General features: G+C 59.9%; 15 protein-coding genes. 5 read left to right on the forward strand and 10 right to left on the reverse strand.

Annotated features, from left to right (window positions below):
- Positions 1 to 2,424, forward strand: coding sequence for a phenylalanine--tRNA ligase subunit beta (pheT, locus tag ATU_RS01240; protein WP_010970769.1), 2,424 nt, complete (start codon positions 1 to 3; stop codon positions 2,422 to 2,424).
- Between the two features lie 59 nt (positions 2,425 to 2,483).
- Here the strand turns inward: pheT and ATU_RS01245 are convergent, their stop codons facing one another.
- On the reverse strand, positions 2,484 to 3,485 hold the full coding sequence (locus tag ATU_RS01245) for an aldo/keto reductase (RefSeq protein WP_010970770.1): 1,002 nt from the start codon (positions 3,483 to 3,485) through the stop codon (positions 2,484 to 2,486).
- 116 nt (positions 3,486 to 3,601) lie between these two features.
- Here ATU_RS01245 and ATU_RS01250 point away from each other — a divergent pair, with 116 nt between their 5' ends.
- Positions 3,602 to 4,492, forward strand: a complete 891-nt coding sequence (locus ATU_RS01250) for a LysR family transcriptional regulator (RefSeq protein ID WP_010970771.1) — start codon at positions 3,602 to 3,604, stop codon at positions 4,490 to 4,492.
- Here ATU_RS01250 and ATU_RS01255 read toward each other — a convergent pair whose 3' ends face one another.
- The 4 genes from ATU_RS01255 to ATU_RS01270 form a co-directional block, all read right to left on the reverse strand.
- Positions 4,493 to 4,936: a GNAT family N-acetyltransferase gene (locus tag ATU_RS01255; RefSeq protein WP_010970772.1), complete on the reverse strand. Its 444-nt coding sequence runs from the start codon at positions 4,934 to 4,936 to the stop codon at positions 4,493 to 4,495. It lies immediately after the preceding gene.
- Position 4,937: 1 nt separating this feature from the next.
- Positions 4,938 to 5,888, reverse strand: a complete 951-nt coding sequence (locus ATU_RS01260; RefSeq protein WP_010970773.1) for an aldo/keto reductase — start codon at positions 5,886 to 5,888, stop codon at positions 4,938 to 4,940.
- 108 nt (positions 5,889 to 5,996) lie between these two features.
- Positions 5,997 to 6,980: a GlxA family transcriptional regulator gene (locus tag ATU_RS01265; RefSeq protein ID WP_010970774.1), complete on the reverse strand. Its 984-nt coding sequence runs from the start codon at positions 6,978 to 6,980 to the stop codon at positions 5,997 to 5,999.
- On the reverse strand, positions 6,980 to 7,540 hold the full coding sequence (locus ATU_RS01270) for a cysteine hydrolase family protein (RefSeq protein ID WP_010970775.1): 561 nt from the start codon (positions 7,538 to 7,540) through the stop codon (positions 6,980 to 6,982). Before ATU_RS01270 ends, ATU_RS01265 begins: the two co-directional genes overlap by 1 nt.
- Before the next feature lie 180 nt (positions 7,541 to 7,720).
- Here ATU_RS01270 and ATU_RS01275 point away from each other — a divergent pair, with 180 nt between their 5' ends.
- Positions 7,721 to 8,704 carry a Gfo/Idh/MocA family protein gene (locus ATU_RS01275; protein WP_010970776.1) on the forward strand — a complete coding sequence of 328 codons (984 nt, stop codon included), beginning with the start codon at positions 7,721 to 7,723 and terminating at the stop codon, positions 8,702 to 8,704.
- Here ATU_RS01275 and ATU_RS01280 read toward each other — a convergent pair.
- Both ATU_RS01280 and ATU_RS01285 read right to left on the reverse strand, forming a co-directional pair.
- A complete protein-coding gene (locus tag ATU_RS01280) occupies positions 8,701 to 9,054 on the reverse strand; it encodes a hypothetical protein (protein ID WP_010970777.1) in 354 nt (117 codons plus the stop codon). The genes ATU_RS01275 and ATU_RS01280 overlap by 4 nt on opposite strands.
- Before the next feature lie 11 nt (positions 9,055 to 9,065).
- Positions 9,066 to 9,308, reverse strand: a complete 243-nt coding sequence (locus tag ATU_RS01285) for a hypothetical protein (RefSeq protein ID WP_010970778.1) — start codon at positions 9,306 to 9,308, stop codon at positions 9,066 to 9,068.
- A 189-nt stretch (positions 9,309 to 9,497) separates the two neighbouring features.
- On the opposite strand from ATU_RS01285, the gene xseA reads away from it, so the two are divergent.
- Positions 9,498 to 11,096, forward strand: a complete 1,599-nt coding sequence (gene xseA / locus ATU_RS01290; protein ID WP_010970779.1) for an exodeoxyribonuclease VII large subunit — start codon at positions 9,498 to 9,500, stop codon at positions 11,094 to 11,096.
- Here the strand turns inward: xseA and ATU_RS01295 are convergent, their stop codons facing one another.
- The 3 genes from ATU_RS01295 to ATU_RS01305 all read right to left on the reverse strand — a co-directional run bounded on the left by ATU_RS01295 (position 11,097) and on the right by ATU_RS01305 (position 13,668).
- Positions 11,097 to 12,299: a mandelate racemase/muconate lactonizing enzyme family protein gene (locus ATU_RS01295; protein ID WP_010970780.1), complete on the reverse strand. Its 1,203-nt coding sequence runs from the start codon at positions 12,297 to 12,299 to the stop codon at positions 11,097 to 11,099.
- Positions 12,300 to 12,349: 50 nt separating this feature from the next.
- Complete coding sequence (locus tag ATU_RS01300; protein ID WP_010970781.1) at positions 12,350 to 13,057, reverse strand: FadR/GntR family transcriptional regulator; 708 nt, start codon at positions 13,055 to 13,057, stop codon at positions 12,350 to 12,352.
- Between the two features lie 110 nt (positions 13,058 to 13,167).
- Positions 13,168 to 13,668 carry a MarR family winged helix-turn-helix transcriptional regulator gene (locus ATU_RS01305; protein WP_035256110.1) on the reverse strand — a complete coding sequence of 167 codons (501 nt, stop codon included), beginning with the start codon at positions 13,666 to 13,668 and terminating at the stop codon, positions 13,168 to 13,170.
- Positions 13,669 to 13,749: 81 nt separating this feature from the next.
- Here ATU_RS01305 and pecM point away from each other — a divergent pair, with 81 nt between their 5' ends.
- Positions 13,750 to 14,613, forward strand: a complete 864-nt coding sequence (gene pecM, locus ATU_RS01310) for a 4-hydroxybenzaldehyde efflux transporter PecM (protein WP_010970783.1) — start codon at positions 13,750 to 13,752, stop codon at positions 14,611 to 14,613.
- The last annotated feature ends 7 nt before the right edge of the window (positions 14,614 to 14,620 follow it).

Here is a 14,620-nt window from a genome sequence, read left to right on the forward strand (position 1 = left end):
ATGAAATTCACTCTTTCCTGGCTGAAAGAGCATCTCGAAACGGATGCGACTCTGGACGAGATTTGCGAACGGCTGACGGCGATCGGTCTTGAAGTCGAGGATGTCGATGACAAGGCGGCCTACAAGCCTTTCGTCATCGCTAAGGTCGTCTCCGCCGAAAAACATCCGGAGGCGGACCGTCTCAAGGTGCTGATGGTGGATGCGGGTGACGGCAAGCCGGTGCAGATCGTCTGCGGCGCGCCGAATGCGCGCGCCGGCCTCGTCGGCGCGCTGGCGCGTCCCGGCGTTTACGTTCCGGGCATCGATGTTACGCTTGCCGTTGGCAAGATACGCGGCGTCGAAAGCCACGGCATGATGTGCTCCGAAAAGGAGCTTAACATTTCCGACGATCACGACGGCATCATCGATCTGCCGGAAGATGCGCCTGTCGGCACGTCTTTCGCCACCTATGCCGGTCTCGACGATCCGGTCATCGAGATCAACCTGACACCCAACCGTCCGGATTGCACGTCGATCTACGGCATTGCCCGCGATCTCGCCGCTTCCGGCCTCGGCAAGCTGAAGACGAAGGCTGCGCCCTCCTTCAAGGTGGAAGGCGCAACGCCCGTCGACGTGAAGCTGGAACTGGACGATGCGGCCCTCTGCCCCGGCTTTTCCCTGCGTATCGTGCGCGGCGTCAAGAACGGCCCGAGTCCGAAATGGATGCAGCAGCGCCTGATGGCGATTGGCCTGCGTCCCATCAACGCGCTTGTTGACATCACCAACTACATGACCTTCGATCAGGGCCGGCCGATGCACGTCTTCGACGCCGCCAAGGTCAAGGGTGATCTCACCGTGCGTCGCGCAAAAGACGGCGAGACGATCCTCGCGCTCGATCAGCGCGAATACAAGCTCGGCCCGAACAATGTCGTCATCGCCGACGAAAAGGGCCTCGAGTCCATCGGCGGCGTCATGGGCGGTGAACATTCCGGCTGCGACGAAAACACCATCGACGTGCTGATCGAATCCGCTCTCTGGGATCCGATCAACATTGCCAAGACCGGCCGTTCGCTCGGCATCATCACCGATGCGCGTTATCGGTTCGAGCGCGGCGTCGATCCGGAATATATGGTTCCGGGTCTCGAACGCACCACCGAACTGGTTCTGGAACTTTGCGGCGGCATCGCTGGCGAAGCCAAGATCGTCGGTTACAAGGGGCATCAGCCCAAGGTCGTGGATTTTCCGCTGTCGGAAGTGAAGCGCCTGACCGGTCTCGAAGTTTCGTCGGAAGAAAGCCTCGCCATTCTCAAAGGCCTCGGTTTTGGCGTCGAAGGAACGGGCGAGCGCGTATCCGTTACCGTCCCGTCCTGGCGTCCTGACGTCGACGGCAAGGCTGATCTGGTCGAAGAAGTCATGCGCATCCACGGCGTTGACAATATCAAGCCGGAACCGCTGGAAAACTTCGGTGCCGTCAACGGCCGTATCCTGACCACGCTGCAGATCCGCACCCGTACTGCGCGCCGTGCCTTGGCAAGCCGTGGCATGCTGGAGGCCGTCACATGGTCCTTCATCCCGGAAGCGCAGGCGAAGCTTTTTAGCGGCGGTTCGCCCGCGCTGAAACTGGCCAATCCCATCGCGGCCGACATGTCGGATATGCGGCCCTCGCTGCTGCCGGGCCTTCTCACCGCCGCCCAGCGCAATGCCGACAAGGGCCATGGCGACGTGGCGATCTTCGAGGTTTCCGGCACCTATGAGGGCGATACGCCTGAGAAGCAGCGTCGCGTTGCCGGCGGTATCCGCCGTGGCACGGCCTCGCTCGCTGGCAGCGGCCGCATGTGGTCCAACGCGGCCAAGGGTGGCGGCAAGCCGGTGGATGTCTATGATGCCAAGGCCGATGCTCTCTCGGTGCTGGAAGCCTGCGGCCTGCCCATGGCCAATGTGCAGATCGAAGCAGGCGCTCCCGCCTGGTATCACCCCGGCCGTTCCGGCACCATCAAGATGGGTCCGAAGGTCGTGCTCGGTTATTTCGGTGAGTTCCATCCCAAGACGCTGTCCGAGCTGGATGTTTCTGGCACCTATTGCGGTTTCGAGATTTATCTCGACGCCATGCCAGAGCCGAAGAAGAAAGCGACCCGCACCAAGCCTGCACTCGAGCTTTCGCCGTTCCAGGCGGTCAAGCGCGACTTCGCTTTCGTGGTCGACAAGTCGGTGGAAGCAGGAGCCATCATCAAGGCCGCAACGAGCGCTGACCGAAAGCTGATCACCGGCGTCAACGTATTCGACATCTTCGAAGGCGCATCGCTCGGCGAAAACCGCAAGTCGGTGGCCATCGAGGTCCAGATCCAGCCAGTCGACAAGACGCTGACCGACGAGGATTTCGAAGCCTTGACGGCCAAGATCGTTGGCAATGTCGAGAAATCGACGGGCGGCGTTCTACGCGCCTGAAAGCCTGAGAGCGGATGATAGAATGAAAAAAGCCGCGGCAGTTGCCGCGGCTTTTCTTTTTAGCGGTTGGCCATCTGCGACATGCGTTCGGGATATCGTTCCCCTGCAACCTTTGCCGGCGAGAGCAACGCACCGAGGCTGGCGACTTCGTCCGCCGTCAGCGAAACATCCGTTGCAGCCACGTTCTTTTCCAGGTTGGCAATCTTCGTGGTGCCAGGGATTGGAACGATGAAGTCGCCCTGCGCCAGAACCCAGGCGAGTGCCAGTTGCCCGGCGGTGACGCCCTTCTCGGCAGCCATGTCCTCCAGAAGCTTGATGAGCGCCAGATTGGCGTCGAAGTTCTCGCTTTGGAAGCGCGGCAGGCCGCGGCGGAAATCATCGGCGGCAAGGCCGTCGAGTGACTTCAGCGCGCCCGTCAAAGCGCCGCGACCGAGCGGGCTGAAGGGGACAAAACCGATGCCGAGTTCGCGGCAGGTTTCCAGCACGCCGTTTTCCTCCACGTCACGGGTCCACAGCGAATATTCGCTCTGAATGGCCGCAATCGGATGAACAGCGTGCGCTTTGCGAAGAGTTTCAGCGCTCGCTTCCGACAGGCCGAGATATTTCACCTTGCCCTGTTGGACCAACTCGGCCATGGCGCCTAGCGTATCCTCGATCGGGACATTGGGATCGACGCGGTGCTGGTAGAACAGGTCGATGACATCGACACCGAGGCGTTTGAGCGAAGCTTCTGCGACGGCGCGCACGTTTTCCGGCCGGCTGTCGGTGCCCACCATCATCTGGCCTGCGGGTTTGCTGGGGTCGATCCTGAAACCGAACTTGGTGGCGATGACCACCTTATCGCGATAGGGCTTCAAACCTTTGCCGACGAGAATTTCGTTATTGTAAGGCCCATAAACCTCTGCCGTATCAAAAAAGGTGACACCAAGTTCCACGGCGCGGTGCAGCGTCGCTATTGCGCTGTTTTCATCGCCGGTCGGGCTATAGGCATGGGTCATTCCCATGCAGCCCAGGCCAAGCGCCGAAACGGAAAGGTTGTTTCCGAGGGTTCTTTTTTTCATCTGTTCGTCCTTCCATAAGGAACCGCCCGTCATCAGGGCGTGATCAGAAAATAGCGTCTCATGGCGGTAAAAATAATCGCTGCAAATCCGCTTGGGTTGTTCTATCATTTAGAACAATGAACCGTGTGCAACTCTCCCAGCTGGCAGTTCTCGCCGCCGTCGCCGAAGGCCGCAGCTTCCGCAAGGCCGCCGCCGAGCTGGCCATTGCGCCTTCCGCCGTCAGCCATGCGGTATCATCTCTTGAGGCAAGCCTGGGCCTACGCCTGCTGCATCGTACCACCCGCAGCGTTTCACCGACAGAGGAGGGCAGGCAGCTCCTAGAGACACTGGGTCCAGCGCTTGCCGACATTGATGCGGTTATCGAGACCCTTGCCGAGCATGGTGGAAGACCCGCTGGCCCCCTGCGCATCACCTTGCCGAGACTGGCCGCCGAGGATCTCATCGTGCCACGGCTGGGTGAATTCCTCCGACTTTATCCCGATATTTCCCTCGAAATCTCAACGGATGATCGCTTCGAAGACATTGTCGCGAAGGGTTTCGATGCCGGTCTGCGTCTCGGAGAACATCTCGATGCGGATATGATTGCGGTGAAGGCGAGCGGCGCATGGCGCGGGGCGATCGTCGGCGCTCCCGCCTATTTCGCGGAAAATGCACCGCCGCGCGAGCCAAGAGATCTCATCCGCCATCGCTGTATTCGCCGGCGCTTCTCCAGTGGCCTGATCTATCGCTGGGAACTGGAGAAAAACGGCAAGCCACTGGTGGTTGATGTTCAAGGGCCGCTGATCCTGTCGGACCAGAGCCTCATTCGTCGGGCGGCAATCGACGGCGCAGGGCTCGCCTTTGTTTTCGAGCAGCGCGTTGAGGAAGATATCGCGGAAGGCCGGCTCATCCGCGTGCTGGAAGACTGGTGCGCACCCTTCGACGGCTTTTATATTTATTATCCCTCGCGCCGGCAGATGCGCCCGGCGCTGAGGGCCTTCGTGGATTTCTTCCGCTTCCGCGGTTGATCAGAACGTGATGCGATAGCGGATATGCCCGTCGCTCTTCACGTAGTTGTCGTAAAGCTTCTGGGCGCGGTGATTGCCTTCGTCGGTGTTCCAGTAAAGCCGCGACCAGCCCCTATCCTTGCAAATAGTGATCAGGTCGTCCATCAGCGCCCGGCCCGTTCCCTTCCCGCGGATCGTGCCATCGACAAACAGATCTTCCAGATAGCAGTCCGGTGTCTTCACCCAGGTGGAATCATGGAAATGGTGGATGGCGAAACCGGCCATTCGCTCACCGAGCATGGCCACGCGCATGGAAACGCGGGATGTGGGATCGAGGATACGCGCCCAAGTGTGTTCCGTCACATCCTCGGCAAGATCGACCTTGTAAAAGGCAAGGTAATCGTTCCAGAGGCGCAGCCATTCCGCCCGGTCAGCGGGCTTTGTGTCGCGAATTGTGAGTTCCATCTTATGCGCCTGCCTTGTCGAGAAGGGTCATCATCTCATCCGTCAGCTTCAGATCGACGGCGCGTTTGAAGCTTTCAAGCTGCGACAGGCTTGTGGCGCTCGCGATTGGCGCCGTCACCGCTTTTTTCCGCAACAGCCAGGCCAGCGCGATATCCGCGAGCTTGGCCCCGGTCTGTACTGCCACAGCATCCATGGCGCCCAAAACGGCAAGACCCCGTGTGTTGACATAGTCGCCGACGCGATAGCTGCGGGCGACGCCTTCCGTATCGGCCTTGGCGCGATATTTCCCGGTCAGGAAACCAGCGGCGAGGCTGTAATAATTGATGACGCCGATCTCTTCCTTGACGCAAAGGTCAGCAATAGGACCTTCAAAATCCGCGCGGTTATAGAGGTTATATTCGGGCTGCAGCACATCATAACGCGGAAGATTATTCTTCGTGGCCACGTCCAGCGCCTCCTGAAGTTGGCTCGCGGAATAGTTGGAGCAGCCGATGGCGCGGATTTTTCCCTGTTCCTTCAGTTTTGCGAAGGCGGCAAGCGTCTCTTCCAGCGGCACTTCAGGATCGGGTTTATGGGCGAGATAAAGGTCGATATAGTCGGTTTGCAGCCGCTTCAGCGAGGCTTCGACAGCTTCCGCGATCCACTTGGCGCTGAGGCCGGTCTTCTGGCCGCGATTGTCGAAACCGACCTTGGTGACGATAACGGCATCCTCGCGCTTCACGCTCGATTGCTTAAGCCATTTGCCGATGATCGCCTCGGATTCGCCGCCCACATGCCCGTCCACCCAGGCGGAATAGACATCCGCGGTGTCGATGGCGTTGAACCCGACGTCGAAAAATGCATCGAGCAGGGCAAACGAAGTCTTTTCATCCGCTGTCCAGCCGAACACGTTGCCACCGAAGACGATCGGCGCGATGGAGAGGCCGGTGCGGCCAAGGCTTCGTTTTTCCACGGGAATGCTCCTGTTGCTGACTTTGCCGCAGGTTAGCAACTGCCCGCCTGCATAACCATTCAATTCCTTTGATGTCACTCATCAGCGAGCGGGTGACAGCCGGGAAAATCAGGCCTGAAAGCCGCGATAATGGCTGGGCGGATAACGATTATGCTGTTGCCAGACGCGCCGCAAATGCCGGGCAGAGGCAAAGCCCGCCCGCTCGGCGATGGCTTCCATATCGAGACGGCTATTTGAAAGAATGTCACGGGCCAGATTGACCCGCATCAGGTTGACGTAATCGATGACGCTGATGCCGGTATGCTCGCGAAACAGGCGCGACAGATGCCTTTCGCTGAGTGCTGCGATATCGGCCAACCTCTCCAGCGACCAGTCCCGCGCTGGTTCGGCCATCACCCGGTCCTGCACCCGGTGGATGGCGGGGTGCATGTGGTTGCGGCCGGTCAGCCAGGGGGAAATCTGCGGATCATTGCCGTTGCGCCGGAGGTAAACGACCATGGTTTGGGCGATGCGCGCCGCGACGGCGAGGGATGTCAGCCGCGAAACCACATGCAGCATCAGGTCGATGCCGGTGGAGATGCCTGCGCTGGAAAAACGGTTGCCATCCTCGACAAACAGCCGGTTTTCGGCCACCTGGGACAAGGGCGCGACACGGCGGAGCGTCTCGATGCAGTCGCTATGCGTGGTGCAGCTCCGCCCGTCGAAAAGCCCGGCCTCACCCGCCAGCAATGCGCCGGAGCAGATGGAAATGACTGTCGTGTCGAGACCCACGACGCGGCGCAGCCATGCTGCCAATGCCTGCCGCTCCCGCCGGGTTTCCGGTTCGCTCTCGGAGCGCGAGGTGCTGCCGGAGATCAGCAGAAAGGCATTCTCCGGCAGGGTGGCAGGCAGTGTTTCAAGCCCGCAAATGCCAAGGCCGATCGAGGACTGCTGCTTTTCCTGTGCTGCGATGTAGCGGCAGTCGAAAAAAACATCGTTCTGCTCGTTATTGGCATAGCGGATCACCTGCAATGGCCCGGCAATATCGAGCAGCAACGCGTGCGGCGGCACAAGCGTATAAAAGGGAATGACGCGTGTGCCGCCTTTATCCATCAGGCTGCCGCCTTCAGCGGTGCAAGTGCCTCGCTCACAGTGGCGATGCGCGCGAAGCGGCCGGCCAGCACCAGCTCGGTCCGCTTGCGGATGTCATCCGCGCTGAACACCGTGCCGGAGGGATGCGTCATCGGAAAGGTCAGCGTCGCCTCGGTGATGTAATCGACGCTATATCCGAGATCGGATGCGTGCCGGGTGGTGGTTTCGCAGCATTGCTCAGTGCGGATGCCGGAAACGATCAGCCGGTTTATGCCTCTCTGCGTCAGCCAGATCTCGAGACCGGTGCCGGCGAAGGCCGAGTGCCGGCTCTTGTGAAAGGTGACATCAGGGGTAATCCGCACACCCTCCAGCGCGCGGATATAACCGCTGTCTTTCGAGAAGGCCCGGTCGCCATCGACATGGAAGATTTGCACGACGGGGATTCCCGCTGCCTTGGCGCCGTCGATCAGTGCCTGCTGCTTCTCCAGATAGGCGGCAAGCCCGCTTTCCTCGAAATAGGGGGCATGCCGAAAGGATTCCTGAACGTCGATGACGAGAAGTGCGGTGTTGGACGAGGACATTTTATGATTCTCCAGTGTGGTCATGGGTAGCATAATTCTCCTTCTCCTATGCGGATAAAAGCAAAAAAACCGACAAAGGGAGGACAAATCCGGCCATACCTTATCTCGTTGCCTGCCGGCGGCTTGCCAGCTCCTGCGATGGTGATAAGTTTCCGGCAAATGGCAGAGTGGGAGAATGGAATGCTGCGCTTCGGAATAATCTCAACGGCGAAAATCGCTCAGGATCACGTCATTCCGGCGATACAGGATGCGGAAAACTGCGTGGTCAGTGCCATCGCCAGCCGCGATCACGCCAGAGCGCGCGCGGTTGCCGAGCGTTTTTCCGTGCCTCATGCCTTCGGTTCCTATGAGGAGATGCTCGCATCGGATGTGATCGATGCGGTCTATATTCCGCTTCCCACCGCGCAACATGTGGAGTGGACGATCAAGGCCGCCAATGCCGGCAAACATGTTCTCTGCGAAAAGCCGATTGCGTTGAAGGCAGAAGAGATCGATACGCTCATCGCTGCGAGGGACCGCAATGGTGTCATCGTGTCCGAGGCTTTCATGGTCACCTATTCCCCTGTTTGGGCCAAGGTGAAGGAATTGCTGGCGTCGGGCGCCATCGGTACACTGAAACATGTGCAGGGCGCTTTCAGCTATTTCAATCGGGATCCCGGCAATATGCGCAATATTCCCGAATTGGGTGGTGGGGCGCTGCCTGATATCGGCGTCTACCCGACCATCGTTACCCGCTTCGCCACCGGCGCCGAGCCCAGGCGCGTGCAGGCCACGGTGGAGCGTGACAGGGAATTCGGCACCGATATCTATTCCAGCGTCCGGGCCGATTTCGGCACGTTCGAGCTGAGCTTCTATCTGGCAACCCAGCTTGCCTCCCGTCAGCTCATGGTCTTCCACGGCACCGATGGCTACATCGAGGTCAAATCTCCGTTCAACGCCAATCGCTGGGGGGCTGAGGAAATCGAACTGACCAATCAGGCCCATAACCAGTCGCAGGTCTTCCGGTTTCAGGATAGCCGTCAGTACAAGCTCGAGGCGGAGGCCTTTGCCCGTGCGGTGAGAGGCGAGGGAGAGGTCGTTACTTTGGAAAATTCGAGGAAGAACCAGCTTTTCATCGACGCCATCTACCGCGCGGCGGAAAAGGATGGTTGGGAAACGGTTTAAGTCCGCTGTTTTTGCAGCCGAAAATATCCGTAAAGCGCCAGGACCAATGCTGCGATCGCTGAAAGTGCGAGCGGGATGAACGGCTGCAAAAGCGGGTTGCGCCATAGCAACAGGGCAAACAGGCCGACGCCGACGATCCGGGATATGAGTGTGACGGCATTCTTCAGAAAGCCGTTCAACTCTGCGCCATTCGAACGGTTAAGCTGCCAGCTCGTCGCAAGTCCCGCCGCCGCACCCGGTAACCGGGCCACCAGCGGATCGACGCGGAGATAGAAAATAAGCACACAGGTAACGGCAAGATCGACGGCCAATCCGCAAATTTCGGTCAGCGCGAAGTGCGGAAGTCTCAACGGGGTGGGCTTTAAAGCGTCGGCTGCGTGGAGCGCGGGCGCTGCAGCACCAGAAGGCCGATCACGACACCCACGACGCCGAAATTATAACCGGCAAGCGCCAGAAGCAGCGACATCAGCGGCACGGCCGTGGAAGAAAGCACCATCGCGACACCGTAGGCGCCGATAATCATCATGCAGATGAAAACGATGCTGAAGACAGAGCGCAACGCCACTGCGGTTACGCCAAGCACTGTGGCGGTAAGAAAAATCATGATGCCGCCTCCTCTTTTGGTTGCCGGGTCTGGAACAAGACGTAGCGTCTCGTTCCCTAACGAACCCTTGTTTTCTCCTCCAATCCCTGTTTTGCTAACTCGTTAGTTGAGGATATGGTTTCATCGACGTTAAAATCGGTGAGCCGATGTCGGCATTTCCGAATCGACGGCTTTTGGTTACAAACGGTCATGAGCGATATCTTCTCCCACACCGCCTTGAGCAATCTTGCCGAATTTTCGGTGTCCGAACTGTCGGGTTCCATCAAACGCACGGTGGAGACGGCTTTCGAGCAGGTGCGGGTGCGCGGCGAGATTTCCGGTTATCGTGGCCCGCATTCTTCCGGCCACGCCTATTTCTCGCTGAAGGATGATCGTGCCCGTATCGACGCGGTGATCTGGAAGGGCACGTTTTCACGGCTGAAGTTCCGCCCGGAAGAGGGGATGGAAGTGATCGCCACCGGCAAGATCACCACCTTCCCCGGCTCTTCGAAATACCAGATCGTCATCGAAAGCCTGGAGCCTGCCGGTGCCGGCGCGCTGATGGCGCTTCTGGAAGATCGCCGCCGGCGGCTGGCGGCAGAGGGGCTTTTTGATTCGGCCCGCAAGCGTCCCCTGCCATTCATGCCGCGTGTCATCGGCGTCGTCACTTCGCCCACGGGTGCGGTCATTCGCGATATTCTTCACCGTATCTCGGATCGGTTTCCGGTCCACGTCGTCGTCTGGCCGGTCAAGGTGCAGGGCGAAGGCTCGGGCGAGGAGGTGGCGAACGCCATTCGCGGTTTTAATGCGCTGAAGCCCGGTGGCGACATTGCCCGTCCCGACGTGCTGATCGTCGCGCGCGGGGGCGGCAGCCTGGAAGACCTCTGGAGCTTCAACGACGAAATCGTCGTGCGCGCGGCAGCTGAGAGCGAAATCCCGCTGATTTCTGCCGTCGGACACGAGACCGATACGACATTGATCGATTATGCCGCTGATGTGCGCGCGCCGACGCCGACAGGCGCTGCCGAAATGGCGGTGCCGGTACGGGCGGAACTCGAAGCGCAGCTTTCCGGTCTCGCTGCCCGCCTTTCCGGTTCGGTCTCGCGGCAAATGGACAATCGCCGCCAGGGCGTGCGCGCTTTGGTGCGCGCTTTGCCGTCGCTCGATCAACTTCTGGCCCTGCCGCGCCGCCGTTTCGATGAGGCTGCGAGTGGTCTTGGGCGTGGATTGGAATTGACGACGCTGAACAAGCGCCGCGCTTTCGAACGTTCCGCCTCGGGACTGAGACCGGAAACCCTGCTGAACGGCCTCAAACACCATAGGCAGCGCATCACCGAGCGTATGCACCGGGCCGAGACCCTGGTGGAGCGCCGTCTGTTGCAGGGCAAAGGCCGGGTTGATTCATTCGATTCCGCGCTGCGTTCGCTTCCTGCCCGCCTGCTTGGCCAGCTGGAACGGCAGAAGGAACGGGTCGTCACCGCAGCACGCCGGGCCGATACAGCGGTGCTGCACCGCATGGCGCAGAACCGTTCCGGTCTCGCCGCTCATGATCGTATCCTGCAATCTCTGTCCTACAAGAACGTGCTGAATCGCGGTTATGCCGTGATCCGTGACGAAGAGAACCGGCCGCTGACCCGTGCCGCCGCCATTGCCTCAGGCGCTGCGGTCTCGATGGAATTTGCCGATGGTCGCGTTTCTGCCATCACGACGGGAGAGGGGACACCCGCCCCGGAGACCGCCGCCGCGCCAAAAAAGAAGCCGGCGAAACCGGCTTCTTCTGACCCGGGTAATCAGGGCAACCTGTTCTGATCAGATCGACGCCGCATCCGAAAAACGGCGGCTGACGGTGAAGGTCTTTTCGATATCTGGATGCAGCTCCATGCCGAGGCCAGCACCCGGCGGCACGGTGATCATGCCGTTTTTCACCTCGGGCAAAGCGGTGACGAGATCGCGATACCAGGTCTTGTAGAAGGCGCGCACGCTTTCCTGCACCAGCGCATTCGGCGCATTGAGGGACAGATGCGTGGAGGCGCAGAGCACCACCGGCCCCGTGCAATCGTGCGGCGCCACCGGCAGGTGCCAGGCTTCCGCCATGGAGGCGATCTTGCGCGCTTCCGAAAGGCCGCCGCACCAGCTGATGTCAAGCATGACAACACCGGCAGCACCCGTTTCCAGGAGATCGCGGAAAGCCCAGCGGGAACCGAGCGTTTCGGACGCGGAAATCGGTGCGGGCGACACGGCGGCATACCGTGTCAGGCTGGAAAGGCTATCCATCTTGATCGGATCTTCATGCCAGAAGGTCTGGTAGGGGGTAAGCGCCTTGGCGATCTGCATGGCGGGCAGAAGCTGCCACATGGAGTGGAACTCCACCATGATATCCATCTTGTCGCCCACCGCCTTGCGGATTTTTTCAAACGGCTCGAGCGCGCTTTTCAGGTCCGGCATCGAGATATATTGCCCGCGCGTCTTTTCCGCCGCCGCATCAAACGGCCAGATCTTCATGGCGGTGATGCCGTCTTCCAGCAGCGAATGGGCAAGCTCGTCCGCCCTATGCAGGAAGCCGTTCAGATCATCATAGTCCTTGCCGCCGGAGAGGCCATAATTAGCCGTCTGCTGGCCGGTGGCCTTCTTGATATATTCGGTGCCCGCGCAGGTATTGTAGGTGCGGATTTCCCTGCGGCTGAAGCCGCCGAGCAGCTGGGCGATAGGCTGGTTGGTGGCCTTGCCGAAAATGTCCCACAGCGCGATATCGAAGGCTGAATTGCCGCGCACTTCCGCTCCCGATGAACGGAATCCGAGATAACCGACAAGGTCCTGAGCCAGCAGGTCGATCTGCAGCGGATCGCGGCCGATCACGCGGGGGGCGATATATTCATGCACATAGGTCTCCACCGTCTCCGCTCCGAAGAAGGTTTCGCCGAGCCCGGTAATGCCCTCATCCGTATGGACCAGAACCCAGAGCAGGTTCGTCCGTTCCGCCACACGGACGGTCTCGAGTTTTGTGATTTTCATGGTGTCTCCTCCAGAGGCAGTCGTTTCCATCTGGGACTGCGTTGAAAAAATCAGGCGATGCCGGCTGCCAGAAGTGCATGCACACTTTCATCGAAATGCCGCGCCATCAGCGTTGAGGCGGTTTGCGGGTCGCCTGCGGCAATGGCCTGTCCGATGGCGATATGCAGTTCGCACGCGGCGAGGCGCTGTGCATCGGAGGTGCGGCTTTTCCAGCCGATCGGCCAGGTCTGGCGTGTCACATTCTGGAAAGCGCCGAGAATGAGTTCGAAAACCGGGTTCTTGGAGGCTCTGGCAACAGCAAGGTGAAAGGCAAGGTCATGCTCCATCACCCTGTCATTGTCGCTGAAGTCCCGCTCCATATTGTTGGCGTGGTCGAGGATGGTAAGCGCTTCCGCGTCGGTGCGCCGGAGCGCTGCGAGCGTTACGGTTCTGACTTCGATGGTGCGGCGTACGTCGTAAATCTGCTGGATGTTGATCTGCTCGGTGTGAATGCCATGCTCGAACATCAGCGACATCGCACCATGGTCCAGCGTCGCCACGGTTGCGCGCTTGCCCGCGTTGACGTCGATCAGCCGCATGGCCGACAGAGACCGGAAAGCCTCGCGAACGACCGTGCGCGAGACGCCCAGCTGTTGCGAGAGCGAAAGTTCGCTCGGCAGCTTCGCGCCGGGCGCCAGCTCGTTTTCGCGGATATGGCGGGTGATCGCGCCGATCGTGCTGCTGACGAGGCCGGAATCATGCGAAATGGCGTTTAACATTTTTCCTCCAACCTGTAGTACAGGTTTATGGAAAATTGCTTACAGGATTTTCTCTACGTAGACAAGCGCCCTGGCCCGCGCGATTGCACGGTTCCATCTGCGACGTAAATCTATTCCTCGAAGTCCTGCAGAAACCGCTTCAGCAACCCATCAAGGGTATCCCGCTCCTCTTCGCTGAGATGGGCGACAAGACGATGCTGGTTGTCGACATGCGCACCCACCGCCTCCTCGACGATGGCAAAGCCACGCTCCGTCAGCGATATCAAGACGCTGCGCCGGTCCTGCGGATTGTGAATGCGCTCCACCAGCCCGGCTTTTTCCAGCTGGTCGATCCGGTTTGTCATGGTGCCGGAGCTAACCATGGTCATAGCCAGCAGATCGCCGGGAGAGAGTTGGTAGGGCGAGCCCGCGCGTCGCAATGTCGCCAGCACATCGAAAGCGGAGGAGGAGAGGCCATGTTTTAGGAGCACCGCCTCCACCTCGCGGCCAAGATACGTGCTGAGCCGGTGCAGGCGCCCGAGCAGCCCCATCGGGCCGACATCGAGATCGGGTCGTTCCTTGCGCCATTGCGCGAGAATATGGTCGACGTGGTCCATGGGTTTCTTGCTCATCACCAAGGCATAACAATTGATATCTTGACGTCAAGATAAAATCGACTAAGCTGAATCTATCTTGATATAGAGATTCTTGAGATGAAGAAAAATATGACCTATGCCGCCGATGTGCTGGTCACAGCACTTGCTCCCGCCATCTGGGGGACCACCTATTTCGTCACGACGGAATTTTTGCCGCAGGGATATCCGTTGCATGTCGCCATGCTGCGCGCCTTGCCGGCCGGTATCCTGCTGCTGCTTCTCGTCCGAAAGCTGCCACAGGGTATCTGGTGGCCGCGCAGCTTCATTCTCGGCGCGCTGAATTTCTCGTTTTTCTGGGCAATGCTTTTCGTTTCGGCCTATCGGTTGCCCGGCGGTGTCGCCGCAACGGTGGGGGCGGTGCAACCACTCATCGTTATCGGTCTGTCGCGGCTGTTTCTCTCAACCCCGGTGCGGCCGCTCGCCATCGGCGCCGGTTTTCTCGGCATTGCCGGTGTTGCGCTTCTGGTGCTAACGCCCGGCGCGGCACTAGATGGTATCGGTGTTGCCGCGGGTCTTGCCGGCGCCGTTTCCATGGCCTTCGGAACGGTGCTGACCCGCAAATGGCGCCCGCCCGTCTCGAACCTCACCTTCACAGCTTGGCAATTGACGGCCGGTGGCATTCTTCTTTTGCCGGTCGCTTATGCTCTGGAGCCGGCCCTGCCAGCGCCAACGGCGGTCAATGTGATGGGCATGGCCTATCTCGGCCTCATCGGTGCGGCGCTCACCTATCTTCTGTGGTTTCGTGGGCTCGCCCGCATCGAGCCTTCTGCGGCCGCATCGCTCGGTTTTTTAAGTCCTGTCGTGGCCACCCTGCTGGGCTGGCTGGCGCTTGGCCAAAGCCTTGCGCCAGCGCAGATTGCCGGGTTCATTGCCGTGCTTTTCAGCATCTGGCTCAGTCAGCGCAGCCAGTTACCGAGGTAGGGGGCCC

Origin of the sequence: Agrobacterium fabrum str. C58, from assembly GCF_000092025.1 — a bacterium.
In the GTDB taxonomy this organism is placed as follows: Bacteria; Pseudomonadota; Alphaproteobacteria; order Rhizobiales; family Rhizobiaceae; genus Agrobacterium; species Agrobacterium fabrum.

What these genes read in the sequence shown, in the direction of transcription:
- ATU_RS01245 (WP_010970770.1), bottom strand. Translation starts at nt 3,485, where the DNA reads ATGAAAAAAAGAACCCTCGGAAACAACCTTTCCGTTTCGGCGCTTGGC.
- ATU_RS01285 (WP_010970778.1), bottom strand. Translation starts at nt 9,308, where the DNA reads ATGATTTTTCTTACCGCCACAGTGCTTGGCGTAACCGCAGTGGCGTTG.
- ATU_RS01295 (WP_010970780.1), bottom strand. Translation starts at nt 12,299, where the DNA reads ATGAAAATCACAAAACTCGAGACCGTCCGTGTGGCGGAACGGACGAAC.
- ATU_RS01270 (WP_010970775.1), bottom strand. Translation starts at nt 7,540, where the DNA reads ATGTCCTCGTCCAACACCGCACTTCTCGTCATCGACGTTCAGGAATCC.
- ATU_RS01250 (WP_010970771.1), top strand. Translation starts at nt 3,602, where the DNA reads ATGAACCGTGTGCAACTCTCCCAGCTGGCAGTTCTCGCCGCCGTCGCC.
- ATU_RS01275 (WP_010970776.1), top strand. Translation starts at nt 7,721, where the DNA reads ATGCTGCGCTTCGGAATAATCTCAACGGCGAAAATCGCTCAGGATCAC.
- pecM (WP_010970783.1), top strand. Translation starts at nt 13,750, where the DNA reads ATGAAGAAAAATATGACCTATGCCGCCGATGTGCTGGTCACAGCACTT.
- ATU_RS01305 (WP_035256110.1), bottom strand. Translation starts at nt 13,668, where the DNA reads ATGAGCAAGAAACCCATGGACCACGTCGACCATATTCTCGCGCAATGG.
- xseA (WP_010970779.1), top strand. Translation starts at nt 9,498, where the DNA reads ATGAGCGATATCTTCTCCCACACCGCCTTGAGCAATCTTGCCGAATTT.
- ATU_RS01255 (WP_010970772.1), bottom strand. Translation starts at nt 4,936, where the DNA reads ATGGAACTCACAATTCGCGACACAAAGCCCGCTGACCGGGCGGAATGG.
- ATU_RS01265 (WP_010970774.1), bottom strand. Translation starts at nt 6,980, where the DNA reads ATGGATAAAGGCGGCACACGCGTCATTCCCTTTTATACGCTTGTGCCG.
- pheT (WP_010970769.1), top strand. Translation starts at nt 1, where the DNA reads ATGAAATTCACTCTTTCCTGGCTGAAAGAGCATCTCGAAACGGATGCG.
- ATU_RS01300 (WP_010970781.1), bottom strand. Translation starts at nt 13,057, where the DNA reads ATGTTAAACGCCATTTCGCATGATTCCGGCCTCGTCAGCAGCACGATC.